Raw genomic sequence first — 16449 nt, 5'->3', positions numbered from 1 at the left:
GAAGAATGAAAAAGAGCAAAAGTAGAATTGTATTTGAAATATTTAATATTATTTTGATGGTCGTCCTTATTGTTCTTACTTTATACCCGATTTTAAATCAATTGGCGGTTTCATTGAGTAGTAATACAGGAATCTTAACAGGAGAGGTTAAACTTTTACCAATTGATTTCAGTTTGGATACATATAAAGGTTTGATGAAAGAAAGTAAGTTCTGGATTAATTATAAAAATACCATCGTGTATACTGTATTGGGAACAGTGATTGGCCTTTTTATGACAACGATCTGTGCGTATGCTTTATCGAAAAAGAGACTGGTTGGAAGAGTAGTCATTTTGAGATTAATTGTATTTACGATGTTTTTTGGTGGTGGACTGATCCCGACGTATAATTTGATTAAAAATCTGAATATGTTAGATACAATATGGGCGATTGTTATACCTGGAGCTATCATTCCGTATAATGTATTACTGATGAAGACTTATTTTGAAGGATTACCGGTTGAGTTGGAAGAAGCCTCCAGTATTGACGGATTATCTCAGTTGGGATTTTTTACTAAAATTGCCTTGCCTTTATCTAAACCAATTTTAGCGACAATGACCTTATTTATTTCGGTTGCATACTGGAATGACTGGTTTGCTGCATTGCTTTATTTGAATGATGGAGATCGTTATCCGGTTACTTTGTATTTGAGAAATATTATGATGGGTGCAACAATGGCATCTCAGACTGGTCTGAATATTGATGCTTCGACAGTACAGTCCGTACCGGAAGGTATTCAGGCTGCTTCGATGATTTTGGTAATTGTACCTATTTTATGTATATACCCGTTTGTACAGAAGCATTTTGTCAAAGGTGTAATGATTGGATCTATAAAAGGTTAAAAAGAAAAAAGGAAAGTTGTTTGTGCTAATGATACAAAATTGAAATTTAGTTTTGGGGAAAATTGTTCAGTAGTTTGTGGACGAATAATTGTAAAAGATAGCTAAAAGAAAATTTTGGTCGTAGGGACAAACAACTTTTTTTGAGGTAAAAGTGTATGAGAGAAAAACTGAATATGAATCAAGGATGGAAATTTTACCGGGGAGAAATTCCATATGATACGATCAGAGGACATTTTGCGACGTATATGCATGCGAAAGCTCAGAGTGGACAAAATGCAGCTTCAGAATTATTTTATGAAGGTGCATTTTCAGACGTTGTGTTGCCGCATGATTATGTGATTGAACAGATCCCTTCGGCAGATAATAATGAATCGCAGGGGGGATATGAGAGAGAGAATGCATGGTATCGCCGGACTTTTCGATTAAACCGAAACGATTCGGATAAAAGAATAGTGTTATATTTTGAAGGAGCAGGAAAAAATACGGAGGTATGGCTGAATGGCCATCCGGTAGGCCAGAATTCAAGTATGTATAATAGCTTTTATATGGATCTGACTCCTTATGTTTACTGCAATGGGGAAGAAAATGTGATTGCCGTACATATTACAAATGATGGTGATGTGGAAGGATGGTGGTATGAAGGAGCAGGAATTTACAGGAATGTCTGGCTGATTAAAACGAATAAAATTGCTCTGGATATGTGGGGAATAAGGGTAAAACCAAAAAAACTTCATGGAGACTGCTGGGATCTGGAGATGGATTTAGATATTTACAGTTTTGAAGAATGTCAGAAACTGAAAATTGTTTATCAGGTTCTGAATTCAGAGGGGACAGTTGTCTGTGAAGGAGATGATAATACAATCGTTGAATTTGGAAAGAACAGGAAAAAGATGAATGCAGCTATTCATTGTCCGGTTCTTTGGGATTTGGAGCATTGTGCTTTGCATAAAGTCAGAATTTGCTTATACAGAAAAGAGGAGCTGCTAGACCAGGATTGTGCAGACTTTGGTTTCAGAGATATAAGATTTGATCCGGATCATGGATTTTTTCTGAATGGAAATCAGATAAAATTAAGAGGTGTCTGTATGCATCAGGATCATGGAAGATTAGGAGTAGCAGTACCTGCAAATGTGGCTGAGTATAGAATCAGAAAATTAAAGGAACTGGGAGTAAATGCATATCGATGTGCACACCATAATCCGGACCCGGCAATTCTGGATATATGCGATCGTCTCGGGATGCTGGTTATTGATGAAAATAGAAAGTTTAATTTCAGTGAAGAAACTCAGAAACAAATTTTATCTATGTGCTATCGGGATATGAATCATCCGTCTGTGATTCTATGGTCTGTCGGAAATGAAGAACCTTTGCAGGATTCTGAGGTTGGAAAACGATTAGTAGAGAATATGAAAAAATTTATTCATACAATTGATCCGCTCAGACCGGTAACAATTGCGTTAAATGGAGGATTCTATGATTCGTTTGCAGCAACTGCTTCGGATGTAGTTGCTGTAAACTATCGTATAGACGAATATGATAAAATGCATGAGATACACCCGGATAAGCCAATTGTAGCTACAGAATCAGGAGCATCTAATAATAATAGAGGGATATATTTTGAAGAAAGCGGATGTGAACGAAAAGGGGGATATGCTTCTGCTTATGATAAAAAAAGGGTAGCATTTGGAAGTTCCTATAGTGATGCAATAAAACAATCTGAAACACATGAATATATAGCAGGAACATTTCTGTGGGCAGGAATGGAATACCGTGGAGAGGCAAGGTGGCCTATGACAATCGGCGGTTCGGGGATATATGATAACTGTGCCATGGAAAAAGATAATTGCTATCTGGTTAAATCCTGTTGGAATAAAGAACCAATGCTGCATATCATGCCATCCTGGAATCTGAAAGGGCATGAAGGCGAGAAGGTAGAAGTATGTCTTTATACAAATTTGAAAGAAGTTGAACTGGAAGTAAACGGAGAGAAGTATGAAAAAAGAAGAGTTTCTCCGTTTGAGCCTGTTATTTATGAAGTGATATATGAACCGGGAGAAATAAAAGCAACAGGGTATATGGAAGATGGACGTTGTTTGGAAAAAGTATTGCATACTGCCGGAAAGCCCTCTCAGTTATGTGTAAAAAGGTGTAATTCAGCATCCGATACTGGTGAAGATGCATTGATTTATGAATTGTGGATGGAAGATGAAAACGGATATATCTGTACGGATGCAGATGCGCTGGTTCAGTGTCAGGTGTTACAGGGAGGAGAAATACTGTCTCTGGACAATGGAGATCCTAAGGATCTGTCGAGTAGTTTGAAGCATGAAAGAACAATGTTTTCCGGCAAAATGCAGACAATTATCAGGGTAGAGGAAAATGCAGAACTTGTTGAAGCACAGTGGAATTGTCCGGAAATCGGACTGATAAAAACAGAATCTTATATACCGCAAAAGAAAACCGGATTAAAAAGAGTGGTATTATGCTCCGGTGGTATGGAAATTAAGAATTTTCGTAAATGGCCGGATACACAGGATTTAATGTCTATTGATCAGAGATATGATTTCAATGATATGAATACAAGTGAACCGGTGGATCTCAGGAAATGCCAGAGAACGGTGGGAGATGGTTATGAAATTTATACAAATACGATTGTAATCCCCAAGTTTGATGAGAACAAAGAATTATTCCTGATATGGAAAAAATTCAAGGGATCTATAAGAGTCCGGATTTTTCATGAAAAAGATTGCTGGCCGAATCCAACCCCGGAAACATTTCTGGACAAACAAATAGTCCTGGAGAATAAAGAGGAAAAGGATACCATGATAAGCCTGAAGGGATTTTCGGCAAATGAGAAAGTACATATGATTTTACAGGTGAAAAAAGACGGACTGTTTTCGGTAAAAGGTATTTTTTATCATGTTCAATAAACAGACGGAATTAGTGGTTATTCATAAATTCATTGTAGTAGAAAGAAGGAGTATAGGATGAGACCTAATATATTATATATCATGTCTGATGACCATGCTGCAAATGCGATCAGCTGTTATCATTCCATTCTACAATCTGTTTTCCAGACGCCCAATATGGACAGATTATACCAGGAAGGATGTCGAATGGATGCCTATTGTGCAACGAATGCAATCTGTACACCTGCACGGGCGAGTATTATGACTGGCCAGTATGGTCAGTTAAATGGTGTAAGAACATTGGGAGATAAATGGAATCCTGAAACAGAGTTGAATTTAGCAAGGATATTAAAAGAAAACGGATATCAGACAGCCATGTTTGGAAAATGGCATCTGGGATGTGATCCGGAAGGATTTGATGATTACCAGTATCTGGCTAAAGAAGGACAGGGAATGTTTGGAGAACAGGGAGTTTATTTTAATCCTTCCTTTAAAGATAAGAATAATGGGTATGTTTTGTATGAGGGTTATGTGACGGATATCATAACAAATCTAACGACAAACTGGATCAAAAACCGAAAAAAAGAACAACCCTTCTTCTTGATGTGTCACCATAAGGCACCGCATGATTTCTGGGAATATGCACAGCGGCATGAACATATGTTTGATGACAAAACCATACCGGAACCGGAAAGTCTTTTTGAAGACAGAAGCCATAGAAGCCCTGCTACGAGAGATTTTGGAAGTTCGGTTACGCCCCGGAGCAGGATCCGCAGTTTATATTATGATTTCTGTAAAAAGGATTATGTTACAGGTCCGTTACAGGGAACAGAGCACATGACTTATGAAGAAAAAGGGAAAGCAGCATATCAGAAATATTTGAAAGATTATTTAAGAACAGTTGCAGCGATTGATGATTCAGTTGGGAAATTACTGGATGTATTGGAAGCAGAAGGAATTTTGGAAGATACGGTTGTTATTTATACATCTGATCAGGGGATGTTTCTTGGGGAACATGATTACCAAGATAAAAGGTGGAGTTTTGAAGAAAGTCTGCGCACACCACTCCTGATACGATATCCGAGGGAGATTCCGGCGCACACAAATTGTACTGAATTAATGGCCAATATTGATATTGCTCCGACCTTGCTGGATTATGCGGAAATCAGTATACCGGAAAATATGCAGGGAATCTCATGCAGGAATATGATAGCTGGAAAGCCTCAAGAGGAATATCATAAAGGTATTTATTTCAGATATTGGATGCATCTGGCACATCAGCATGATAACCCGGCACATTATGGGGTGCGAACCAAAGATTATAAACTTACTTTTTATTATGGATTGGCTCTGGATGCAGAAGGAGCGGTTGATAAACCTACGCAACCAGGTTGGGAGTTATATGATTTACAAAAAGATCCCAGCGAACTTAAAAATGTGTATGAAGATCCTGCTTATTATGAAATAAGAGAAGAATTGAAAGGATTATTATGTGAATTAAAAGAAAAATATCAGGATCAGGATGAAGCATACGTGGAATTGCAGCGTACGTTTGAAAAATACAAATAACAGGAGGAGATATGGATGAGAAGAGATAAATTAGAAAAATATCTGAAAAAAATTGATGAAGTAATAGAACGAGGTCCTTATAAAGATACCTGGGATTCTCTTGCTTTTCATAAAGTCCCGGACTGGTATAGAAATGCCAAACTCGGTATTTTTATTCATTGGGGAGTGTTTTCTGTTCCGGCATTTGGTAATGAATGGTATCCGCGTTGGATGTATAAAAAAGATACAAGTGAATACAGACATCATATCGAAACATATGGTTCGTTAAAAGAATTTGGATATAAAGAATTTGTGCCAATGTTTAAAGCGGAAAATTACAATCCTGAGGAATGGGTTAAATTATTTAAGAGAGCAGGTGCAAAATTTATTATGCCTGTTGCTGAACATCATGACGGTTTTCAAATGTATGACAGTGAATTATCAGAGTGGTGTGCAGCTAAAAAAGGTCCGTGCAAAGATATGATGGGAATGCTCAAGAATGAAGTTGAAAAAAATGATCTCGTATTTACTGCATCCTCTCATCGCATAGAGCACTACTGGTTTATGGGAGGAATGAGAGAAACAGAAAGTGATATCCCGGAAAAACTGGAGTATGGAGATTTTTATTGGCCTTCTTATATAGAGCCTTTTGAAAATTATAATCAGGAACAGATACAGGGATTTGAGGTAGAAACACTGTTTATGCAGGACTGGCTGGTGCGTACCTGTGAAATTGTGGATAAGTACAGACCCAGAATAGTATATTTTGACTGGTGGATACAAGTAGAAGCTGCAAAACCGTATCTTAAAAAATTTATTGCGTACTATTATAACAGAGCACTTGAGTGGGGAGAAGAAGTGACGGTAAATTATAAAAATGATGCGTTGATGTATCAGTGCGGAGTACGTGATATTGAACGTGGTCAATTGTCAGATATATCTCCGGATTATTGGCAAAATGACACCTCTGTAGCCAAAAACTCCTGGTGTTTTACAGAAAATAACGATTACAAAAAACCGGAAGAAATCATAAGCTGTCTGATAGATGTAGTGAGCAAAAATGGATCCTTGTTGTTAAATGTTGGGCCTAAAGCGGATGGTACCTTGCCGGAAAAAGATATCGAATTACTGAATGCGCTGGGTGAATGGATGGATATCAATGGAGAAGGAATCTATGAAACTTCATTTTGGAAAAAAAGTGGAGAAGGTCCTACCGTAACAGAAGAAGGACATTTTACAGATGTACTGGAACATAGTTTTACATCGGAAGATTTCAGATTCACCTATAAAAACGGGTGTATTTTTGCTTTTTCAATGAAATGGCCGGAGGACGGAGTAGTGAGGATTAAAACTTTTGGGAAAAAATCGAAAAACTTTAAAGGAGTCATTCGTAACGTTGAAGTTTTGGGTGCCCCTCAGGGATGCGAATTTCAGTTATGTGATGAATACCTGTCAGTGAGTGCAAAAGGAATGAATACGACTTTACCGGTGGGAATCAAGATAATAGTTGATTAAAAAGAGAGGAGATTTTTTGATGTCATATCAGGATGGAATAGCTGCGCTGAATCTGGAAATGCCGTCCAGAGTTCCGAGAACAGAGTATTCAGCATCGCAGCACTGGGAACTGGTAAAAAAGTAACAGGGATTGATGTGAATGCTAAAAGTAGCGAAGATATCAGGCAGGCTGCCAGTAACGCTTTTAAAAAGGCATGGGATTACAGTTTTTCATGGAATGTACTGGTCCATGTAAAAGAATTAGATCAATGCAGAACACAAATGGGTCATGCAGCTTTTGCGGCAGAGGGAACAGATTATAGTAATCAAGTGTTTTGTCCTTTTGAAGATGTTGAAGAAGTGTTAGAATTTGATCCTCTGCAGGTATACGGGACGATCAATCATTCCGATCAGGTGGACAAATTTAATGCTGACTATAAGAAACAATGTGAAATGGTACCGGATGCGGTAAATACTACGGGAATCTATATTACACTTGTTTCCGGTCTGATCGAGATTTTCGGATGGGATATGCTGTTGATGGCTCTGGGTGTGGATGCCGAACAATTTGGAAAGGTTGCGGATCGATATACAGAATGGATACTTCAATATTTTAAAGCACTGGCTGATTGTGATGCACCGGTAGTAAAAATCCATGACGATATTGTCTGGACATCGGGTGCTTTTGTGAATCCTGGCTGGTATAGAAAATATGTATTTCCTAATTATAAAAAACTGTTTTCACCATTGAGAGAAGCCGGAAAAAAAATAATTTATACTTCAGACGGAAACTATACGCAATTTATAGATGACATAGTGGATTGCGGAATTAATGGGTTTGTGTTGGAACCTATTACTGACATGAAATATATTGCTGAGAAATATGGGAAAACACATGCGTTTATTGGTAATGTAGATACCAGAGTCTTATTAAATGGAACAAAAGATGACATTTACCGGGAAGTGAAAAGATGTATGGATATTGGTAAAAAGTGTCCTGGTTTCTTTATGGCGGTTGGAAATCATATCCCGGCAAATACACCAGTTGAAAATGCGCTTTTTTATAATGAAGTGTATCAGGATTTGAGAAAAAGATAAATATAAGCAGAAATATATAAAGTCTAATGGCGGCTCTGAATTTATTTTGTTATTATTGTATTTGAAAGATTGCGGAGTCGCCCTTTAGACATGTTGTTTTCCTCTTAATCTTGAAAATTTAATTTCTTAGTTTGTTTAATTATGCTTCGCATAGTTGATTTTTTTATAAATTCATAGTCTGTACGAAAACCAAATGCTTTGTGCAACGTATCTATTATTTCGGTTCTTGTGTAGGAAGGAATATAACCATTGGCGGTATTTAATAGTGTTAGTTTCATAGAACGCAATGTTGCTATGAGCTGTTCTGCTGTGTAGTTTTCGGTGAGTTTTTGCTCTAACAACCGGTAAAGTAAAAGACTGATATAGCAGGTCATAAAATGTGCTTTGATACGATCATCTCTTCGTACATATACCGGACGGGCTTCTAACTCTGTTTTCATGATCCGGAAATTTTCTTCGATTTCCCAACGCTGTTTGTTGATCTTTATGATCTCACCAACATCCCCTTCCAGGTTGGTGATAACCGCATAGAAACCATCGTACAGCTTTTCTTTTGCAATCTGTTCTGCGTCAAGCTCGTATACTTTCTTTTCCGCAATCTCCCCATCTTCAGTAATGGAAGTCTTTTTTACAAAACGCATTGGATCGTTTTGATTTTTTTCTTTTCTTTTTGCCCCAGATGATTGAATTATTTTTTCGGCACGTTCAATCTGGCGGGCTCTGACTTTTTTCTGATAAGCTTTGTATTTAGGAGAATAGGTAACGATCAGTGTTTCGTCCATATCACCTGTAACAACAGGAACTTCCTTGTAGTAGATCGAATTGAAAACACTTTCATCTGTCTCGTCTAAAGTGGTGAGGTCAACGAAATCAGCGGATCCTATTTTTCGGAACTGTTTTGGATCCATGGCAGTCTCCCGGTCTTCTTTTTTCATTTTTTTCAGCGAATGCCGTCTTTTGATCACTCTGCAAATGTTATCAAGACGGAGTTCTGTGCATAATTCCTGAAGAAAAAGATAGCCGGCATAAAAAGAGCGGGCTTCATTGAGAGGAATGCAGGATGCCTGGGAAAACTCCACGATGACCTTTCCATTATGCTGGTTGTAGAGATCCGTTTCTTTTGCTGCTTCATTTTTAGCCCATGCCATTAGTTTATCCTTATCCCCATTGAATTCTTCTAAAAGGGCATTGTATTTTCCAAGTTTCTTATAGATACGGGAAGAAGGTCTTCCATCTTCTTTTCGGAACGACTGATAAATATATACGTCTTTATTATTTTTACTGCCAGTAATTGTGATATACATGATAAAAAGTCCTTTTCTTTTATTATGGCGCACAATTACAAACAAGTACAGATAAAAACGATTGACACAAAAAAGCAGGTTTTATGCGGCCTGCGAGTACTTTTTTCAATATTCAACTGTCAAACTTTCGTTTAAATAATATTATAAAAGGTTGAAATGATGAACAATATAGTATATAATAAATAAAAAGAAAAAGTGCTCGAGTCAGAGAAAGGAGATTATTATGTCAGAAAAAATGTTTTCATTAGAAGGAAAGGTTGCACTTGTTACCGGGGCAGCATACGGAATTGGCTATGCTATGGCAAAAGCTCTTGCAAAGGCCGGAGCAAAAATTGCATTTAACTGCCGTGGCGAAAAGCATATGGAGGAGGCATTAAAAGCTTACAAAGAAGACGGAATAGAAGTGAAAGGTTATTTCTGTGACGTAACAAAAGAAGATCAGGTAAAAGAAATGGTTGCGGACATAGAAAAAACAATGGGAACTATTGATATTCTGGTAAATAATGCCGGAATCATCAAGAGAATTCCAATGACGGACATGAGTACAGAAGAATTTAAAGAGGTTATTGATATTGACCTGATTGCTCCGTTTGTTGTATCTAAAGCAGTTGTGCCGGGAATGATTAAAAAAGGACATGGAAAAATTATTAACGTATGCTCTATGATGAGTGAACTGGGAAGAGAGACAGTTTCAGCATATGCGGCAGCCAAGGGTGGTCTGAAGATGCTGACAAAAAATATTGCATCTGAATATGGAGAATATAATATTCAGTGTAACGGTATTGGACCTGGATATATTGCAACACCTCAGACAGCACCTCTGAGAGAGTTACAGGCAGATGGTTCTCGCCATCCGTTTGATCAGTTTATTATTTCGAAAACACCTGCAGCAAGATGGGGAACACCGGAAGATCTGGAAGGACCTGCAGTATTCCTTGCATCCGAAGCTTCTGATTTTGTAAATGGACATATTTTATATGTAGATGGTGGTATTCTTGCATATATTGGAAAACAGCCTAAATAATATATTATCTGAATTGAGGAGAAGGAAAATGCGTGCAGCAAAATTAGTGGAAGTACAGAAAATTGAAGTAGTTGAAATGGAAAAACCTGAAATCAAAAAAGATAATGAAGTATTGGTTCAGGTTAAAGCTGTAGGAATTTGTGGAACAGATCTTCACATTTTTCACGATGGAAGAGCTGATGTGACATTGCCGAGAATAATGGGACATGAATTATCTGGTCTTGTAAAAGAAGTTGGTAAAAATGTTACGAATGTAAAAGTGGGTGACAGAGTAGTCCTGGATCCGGTATTTGCATGTAATACCTGTGATATCTGCAAATCAGGACACCCGAATGTCTGCAGTGATGTTAAATGTTATGGCGTACAGATGGACGGTGGATATTGCGACTATATCGTGGTTGAAGACTATCATCTGTATCCGTTTGATCCAAGTATTACATATGAACAGGCAGCATTAGCGGAGCCGTTCTCTATAGGTGTTAACATTGTAAATAGAACGATGACATCAGAGAGCGATGCAGTGGTTGTAATTGGCAGTGGTACCATTGGACTTTGTATTCTGCAGGCAGCAAAGGGAGTTGGGGCAAAGGTCTTAGTTTCCGATGTGGTGGATGAGAAACTTGCAAAAGCAAAAGAAATGGGAGCGGATGTGATTGTCAACTCTGCAAAAGAGAATCTTGCGGAAGCTGTTGAAAAATTCTCTCCAGGTGGTGCGAGTGTAGTGATAGATGCAGTTGGTATTGCACCGCTGACAGAGCAGGCTGTTGATCTGACCTGTCCGACTGGTCGGGTGGCAGTTATAGGATTTGATGCCAAACCTGCACAGATTCCGCCGGTTAAGATTACTAAAAAGGAACTGACATTAGTGGGTTCACGTATGAACTGTCATCAGTTCCCTAAAGTAGTGGAGTGGCTGAATGAAGGAAAAATCAATGCCGATTTGATGATTTCAAGAACGTATCCGGTAGAAGAGATTCAAAAAGCTTTTGAAGATACAATTGCCAATGGAAAAGATATTGTAAAAACGCTGATTACTTTTTAGAAGGTTTGAAGGAGCTGTAGTGGGAAAAATAAGTTTTAATGATAATTGGAAATTTTTGCTGGGAAATGAATCTGGTGCACATCTTCTGGAATATGATGATTCATCATGGAGAAATGTTCAGATTCCCCATGACTGGTCCGTTGAAAAAGATTTCGACCCGGTAGAAGGAGAAGCCTGTACTGCATTCTTAACAGGAGGATTTGGATGGTATCGTAAAAAATTCAGAACAACGGAAGAGATGAGAGACCAGAACGTTTATATTGTTTTTGATGGAATTTATAATCGTTCTACGGTCTATGTGAATGGTGAAAAAGTGAAATTTCATCCATACGGATATTCTCCTCTGTGTATAGAGGTTACAGAATATCTGAATGGAGTGGGGGACGAGAATATCATAGCTGTATCGGTGGATCATGAGCGATATGCAGACAGCAGGTGGTATACAGGATCTGGAATATACAGAAAAGTTTCTATGTACATTTTACCGAAAGTACATATTCCGGTTTGGGGGACATTTTTTACAACACCATTTGTCACAGCTGAGAAAGCAGTGGCATGTGGAAAGATAACCCTTGTCAATGATAAGATTCACGATGAAAATCTGATATTAAACTGTTATCTTTATGATTTGGAATCTTCTCTGGTTGAAAAACAGAAGAGAAATGTACTGATGTATAAAGGTTCTAAAAGAGAAATTGATATATCCTTTCAGATAGAAAATCCTGTATTGTGGGATATACATCAGGGAAATATGTATTCTGTTATAGTAGAAATAGTATCCGGAAAAGAAGTAATACAGTCATATCAAACAAGGTTTGGAATTCGGGAGTTTCGTTTTGATCCGGAAAAAGGATTCTTTTTAAATGGAAAATCTCGGAAGATCAAAGGAGTATGCCTGCATCATGATGGTGGTGCGGTAGGAGCTGCTGTTCCGTTAGCTGTGTGGAGAAGGCGTTTGGAAAAACTTCAGGAGTGCGGATGTAATGCGATTCGCACGGCTCATAATCCTGCTTCAGAAGATTTTCTGAATCTGTGTGATGAGATGGGATTTTTGGTCCAGGAAGAGTTTTATGATGAATGGGACAATCCAAAAGATAAACGTAATAATGGAACGGAATTCCCGGATAAGGTGAATTTTTATACAAGAGGACATGCGGAATTTTTCCAGGAGTATGCAAAGAGTGATTTACAGAATACGATCTTACGTGACCGGAATCATCCATGTATTTTCCAGTGGAGTATTGGAAACGAAATAGAATGGACGTATCCAAAATATAATGCTGCTACAGGATACTTTAATGCAGATGCCAGTGGGAATTATTTCTGGACATTACCACCTTATTCCAGAGAAAAAATCAAAGATAATATCAGACAAATCCCCAGAGAACATTATGAGATCGGGGAAACAGCGCATAAACTGGCTGCCTGGACTAAAGAGATGGATGTAACGAGACCTGTTGTTGCCAACTGTATTTTGCCAAGTGCAAGTTATGAATCAGGCTATACCGATGCGTTGGATATAGTGGGTTTCAGCTATCGTCAGGTAGTATACGATTATTGTCATGAAAATTATCCTGACAAACCAATTCTTGGAACAGAAAATCTTGGTCAATGGCATGAGTGGAAATCGGTCCTGGAGAGAGAGTTTGTTTCGGGTATCTTTATCTGGACGGGGGTGGATTATCTTGGTGAAGCCGGACGTGGAAATCCGTGGCCGGTTAAAGGGACCAGCAGCGGATTAATTGATTTCTGTGGATTTGAAAAACCTTCTTACCATATGTTTAAAGCTCTTTGGAACGAAGAGCCTCATATCCATATGGAAACACAGAGACTGGAAGATTCTCTTTATGAAATGGATGCAGATGGAGTACTGGTTGAAAAGGTGAAAGACAACTGGAAACATATGCTTTGGTTATGGCAGGATGTTAACCCGTATTGGGCATACCGTGAAGGGGAAAAAATCGTTATTGAAGCTTACACAAACTGTGAATGTGCTGAACTGTTCTGCAATGATAAGTCATATGGAATCCAGTACCTGAAAGATCATGCGGATCATATCTTAAAATGGGTGATTCCATATGAAACCGGTCAGATTAAGGTGAAAGGAATAGAAAACCAAAAGTATGTAGTGGAAGACGAGTTAGTAACGCCATCAGATTTCGAAGCTTTAAGTCTTGAAGCAGACAAAAATGAGTTACATGCAGATGTAGATGATGCAGTACACGTGGTTTTAGCTTTAAGGGATCAAATGAACAGATGGATCAGACATCAGGAACAGGAAGTAATCTTTCACGTATCAGGTCCATGTCGTATATGCAGTGTTGATAATGGTTCGAAACAAAATGTCTACGCTTATCAGGGAAAGAAAATAGAGACATACCAGGGAAGAGCAATGCTGGTTATTCAGGCAGATAAGCCTGGGATTATAGAAGTTACAGCTGAATGTGGAAATGTGATTTCCAATAAAGTAATAATAAACGTAAAATAAATTGATTTTGTATAGCATAGAGTACCGGAGTATTGAAGGGTGAAGTTATTAGGATATGTAAAACTTTTTGTAACGATTTCTTTGATACTCCGGTGTTTTAAAAAGAGGAGATTAGACTATGAAGATGAGCAGTGCAACAAAACGAGCGTTAGAAAGAAACTATTATCAGAGTTGTGAATGGTTTTGCGACTTTAAAGAATCAGACGTGGAAGGAATCGGTTATGAGCCTGGTGTACATAGAAGAGATCCAAGTAGTGTGCTGAAAGTCGGCGATTTATATTATGTCTGGTATACAAAATCTGTAGGAAAGCATGTGGGATTCCATACAGGTGATGAAAACGCAAAAGTATTCCCATGGGATTTCTGTGATATCTGGTATGCAGTTTCCAAAGATGGATACAAATGGGAGGAAAAAGGGATTGCAGTAGCCCGGGGAGAAAAGGGTGAGTATGATGACCGAAGTGTATTTACCCCGGAAGTCCTGGAATACGAGGGAAAATATTATTTGGTGTACCAGGTAGTTCAACACCCATATGTAAATCGAAGCTTTGAAAATATTGCTATTGCAGTTGCTGATTCGCCGGATGGACCTTTCGTTAAATCAAAAGCCCCTATTTTAGAACCTACGAAAGATGGAATCTGGGATGGCGAAGAGGACAATCGTTTTGCTGTAAAGAAAAAAGGAAGTTTTGACAGCCATAAAGTTCACGATCCCATTTTATTCCCGTTTAAAGGCAAGTTCTATCTGTATTACAAAGGAGAGCCAATGGGTGAGGAATTGTATATGGGCGGACGAGAAACAAAATGGGGAGTAGCAATCGCAGATGATATCATGGGTCCTTATGTCAGAAGTGAATACAATCCGGTTACAAACAGTGGGCATGAAACCTGTTTATGGAAGTACAATGGAGGAATTGCAGCATTTCTCCGTACGGACGGTGTAGAAAAAAATACTCTTCAATTTGCTGAGGATGGAGTGAATTTTGAAATTAAATCGGTAATTAAGGGCGGACCGGAGGCATGTGGACCATACCGACAGGAAGAAAGTATGGACAATCCATTAAAAGGAATGGAATGGGGATTGTGTCATTATGTATTTGCTGATTATGGATACATAAAGAGATTTGATATTGATGAATGGCAGAAAAAGGTATATACCAACCGGACCATGTATGAATAAGCTGATCTGATATCAGATGTTAGGAGGATGAATTCGAATGTTAGTAATGAATAATTATATCAATGGAAAATTATCACCATCTCTTTCGGGAGAAGTGATTGAAGTATTAAACCCTTATAATCAGGAAGTAATAGGGACAGTGCCTAAAAGTACCAGAAGTGATGTAGAAGAAGCACTTAAAAGTTCTCAGAAGGCTCAAAAAAAATGGTGTAAGTTGCCCGCACAAAAGAGAGCATCTTATCTGGTGGAAATTGCAGATCTGTTAGAACTGCATAAAGAAGAAATGGCAGTATTATTAACAAAAGAACATGGAAAACCATTGACGCAGGCAAGAGATGAAATAGATGCATCCTGTGGATTTATTCGATATGCGGCTGAATCTGCAAGAAGAATTGAAGGAGAAATTGTGACTTCAGAGATAGATCAGGAACAAACATGGATTCAAAGAGTTCCTTATGGTGTTACAGTTGGAATTGTAGCCTGGAATTTTCCATTAGCATTAGCGGCAAGGAAATTTGGAAATTCTCTGGTGTGTGGAAATACTATGATTATTAAACCACCGTCAGAAACCCCGCTAACAGTTATGCGGCTGGCAGAAATCATTGCAAAGGAAAGCAGTCTTCCGGTAGGAGTCTTGAATTTTATTACTGGTTCAGGAAGTGAAGTAGGAGATGCTCTGGTAAGGAATGATGTAGTCAAATTGGTTACTTTGACAGGAAGTACCAGAGCTGGATTAGAAGTATTTCGGGCAGCGGCAGATCATTGTGTGGCTGTTCGGCTGGAATTGGGAGGAAAGGCTCCATTTATTGTGATGGAAGATACAGATATTGATCGTGCTGTAAAGGCAGCCGTAATAGCAAAATTTAATAATTGTGGACAGATCTGTACCTGTAATGAACGTATGTATATACATGAATCGATTTATGAAAAATTTGTGGCGGGACTGATCGAAAAAACATCAGAATTAGTAGTGGGAGATCCACTGAATCCGGATACTTTTATTGGTCCGAAAGTAAATAAAGCCGAAGTGGAAAAAATAAATCAGCTGGTTCAGAAATCTGTAGAACAGGGTGGAAAAGTTCTGTTAGATATGACCCCGGAAATGAAACCTACTCAAAATGGGAACTGGATGTATCCGGTTATTATTGAGGTTCCAAATAATGATAACATACTTATGCATGATGAAATTTTTGGCCCGGTACTTCCTGTGATGAAAGTCCGTGATTTTAATCAGGCACTGGAATTCGCTAATGACAGCGAATATGGCCTGTCAGCATACCTGTTTACCAATAATGTTAAAAACATTATGCGTGCAGTAAATGAGCTGGAATTCGGCGAAGTTTATGTTAACAGAGAAAATGGTGAAATGATCAATGCCTTTCATAATGGATATAAACTCAGTGGCATTGGCGGTGAAGATGGAAAACACGGGTTAGAAGGATATCTTCAGAAAAAAACAGTATATATGAATTACCAATAAA

The 16449-nt window shown here is 38.3% G+C and carries 11 protein-coding genes; 10 read left to right on the top strand and 1 reads right to left on the bottom strand.

The window, feature by feature from the left end:
* Nucleotides 1–5 precede the first annotated feature (5 nt).
* From DWZ38_RS14470 to DWZ38_RS14450, 5 genes are all read left to right on the top strand, one after another.
* Nucleotides 6–881, top strand: a complete 876-nt coding sequence (locus DWZ38_RS14470; protein ID WP_117853712.1) for a carbohydrate ABC transporter permease — start codon at nucleotides 6–8, stop codon at nucleotides 879–881.
* A gap of 155 nt (nucleotides 882–1036) precedes the next feature.
* On the top strand, nucleotides 1037–3811 hold the full coding sequence (locus DWZ38_RS14465; RefSeq protein WP_117853709.1) for a glycoside hydrolase family 2 TIM barrel-domain containing protein: 2775 nt from the start codon (nucleotides 1037–1039) through the stop codon (nucleotides 3809–3811).
* 57 nt (nucleotides 3812–3868) lie between these two features.
* Nucleotides 3869–5359, top strand: a complete 1491-nt coding sequence (locus DWZ38_RS14460; protein ID WP_117853706.1) for a sulfatase — start codon at nucleotides 3869–3871, stop codon at nucleotides 5357–5359.
* A 15-nt stretch (nucleotides 5360–5374) separates the two neighbouring features.
* On the top strand, nucleotides 5375–6853 hold the full coding sequence (locus DWZ38_RS14455) for an alpha-L-fucosidase (protein ID WP_117853704.1): 1479 nt from the start codon (nucleotides 5375–5377) through the stop codon (nucleotides 6851–6853).
* 135 nt (nucleotides 6854–6988) lie between these two features.
* Nucleotides 6989–7930: a uroporphyrinogen decarboxylase family protein gene (locus DWZ38_RS14450; protein WP_243000275.1), complete on the top strand. Its 942-nt coding sequence runs from the start codon at nucleotides 6989–6991 to the stop codon at nucleotides 7928–7930.
* 104 nt (nucleotides 7931–8034) lie between these two features.
* Here DWZ38_RS14450 and DWZ38_RS14445 read toward each other — a convergent pair whose 3' ends face one another.
* Complete coding sequence (locus DWZ38_RS14445) at nucleotides 8035–9234, bottom strand: transposase (RefSeq protein ID WP_117853702.1); 1200 nt, start codon at nucleotides 9232–9234, stop codon at nucleotides 8035–8037.
* A 223-nt stretch (nucleotides 9235–9457) separates the two neighbouring features.
* Here DWZ38_RS14445 and DWZ38_RS14440 point away from each other — a divergent pair, with 223 nt between their 5' ends.
* The 5 genes from DWZ38_RS14440 (at nucleotide 9458) to DWZ38_RS14420 (ending at nucleotide 16448) form a co-directional block, all read left to right on the top strand.
* Nucleotides 9458–10258, top strand: coding sequence for a gluconate 5-dehydrogenase (locus DWZ38_RS14440; RefSeq protein WP_117853700.1), 801 nt, complete (start codon nucleotides 9458–9460; stop codon nucleotides 10256–10258).
* A gap of 28 nt (nucleotides 10259–10286) precedes the next feature.
* Complete coding sequence (locus DWZ38_RS14435; protein ID WP_117853698.1) at nucleotides 10287–11300, top strand: alcohol dehydrogenase catalytic domain-containing protein; 1014 nt, start codon at nucleotides 10287–10289, stop codon at nucleotides 11298–11300.
* 19 nt (nucleotides 11301–11319) lie between these two features.
* Entirely contained in the window at nucleotides 11320–13788 is a 2469-nt protein-coding gene (locus tag DWZ38_RS14430) for a sugar-binding domain-containing protein (RefSeq protein ID WP_117853696.1), read from the top strand.
* A 118-nt stretch (nucleotides 13789–13906) separates the two neighbouring features.
* A complete protein-coding gene (locus tag DWZ38_RS14425) occupies nucleotides 13907–14968 on the top strand; it encodes a family 43 glycosylhydrolase (RefSeq protein WP_117853694.1) in 1062 nt (353 codons plus the stop codon).
* A gap of 37 nt (nucleotides 14969–15005) precedes the next feature.
* Nucleotides 15006–16448, top strand: coding sequence for an aldehyde dehydrogenase (locus DWZ38_RS14420; RefSeq protein ID WP_117853692.1), 1443 nt, complete (start codon nucleotides 15006–15008; stop codon nucleotides 16446–16448).
* Nucleotide 16449: the final 1 nt, after the last annotated feature.

This window comes from Ruminococcus sp. AF31-8BH, from assembly GCF_003460605.1.
Taxonomy (GTDB): Bacteria; Bacillota; Clostridia; order Lachnospirales; family Lachnospiraceae; genus Blautia_A; species Blautia_A acetigignens.
This window is presented reverse-complemented; position numbering and strand designations above follow the sequence as displayed.

What these genes read in the sequence shown, in the direction of transcription:
- DWZ38_RS14470 (WP_117853712.1), top strand. Translation starts at nt 6, where the DNA reads ATGAAAAAGAGCAAAAGTAGAATTGTATTTGAAATATTTAATATTATT.
- DWZ38_RS14465 (WP_117853709.1), top strand. Translation starts at nt 1,037, where the DNA reads ATGAGAGAAAAACTGAATATGAATCAAGGATGGAAATTTTACCGGGGA.
- DWZ38_RS14460 (WP_117853706.1), top strand. Translation starts at nt 3,869, where the DNA reads ATGAGACCTAATATATTATATATCATGTCTGATGACCATGCTGCAAAT.
- DWZ38_RS14455 (WP_117853704.1), top strand. Translation starts at nt 5,375, where the DNA reads ATGAGAAGAGATAAATTAGAAAAATATCTGAAAAAAATTGATGAAGTA.
- DWZ38_RS14445 (WP_117853702.1), bottom strand. Translation starts at nt 9,234, where the DNA reads ATGTATATCACAATTACTGGCAGTAAAAATAATAAAGACGTATATATT.
- DWZ38_RS14440 (WP_117853700.1), top strand. Translation starts at nt 9,458, where the DNA reads ATGTCAGAAAAAATGTTTTCATTAGAAGGAAAGGTTGCACTTGTTACC.
- DWZ38_RS14435 (WP_117853698.1), top strand. Translation starts at nt 10,287, where the DNA reads ATGCGTGCAGCAAAATTAGTGGAAGTACAGAAAATTGAAGTAGTTGAA.
- DWZ38_RS14425 (WP_117853694.1), top strand. Translation starts at nt 13,907, where the DNA reads ATGAAGATGAGCAGTGCAACAAAACGAGCGTTAGAAAGAAACTATTAT.
- DWZ38_RS14420 (WP_117853692.1), top strand. Translation starts at nt 15,006, where the DNA reads ATGTTAGTAATGAATAATTATATCAATGGAAAATTATCACCATCTCTT.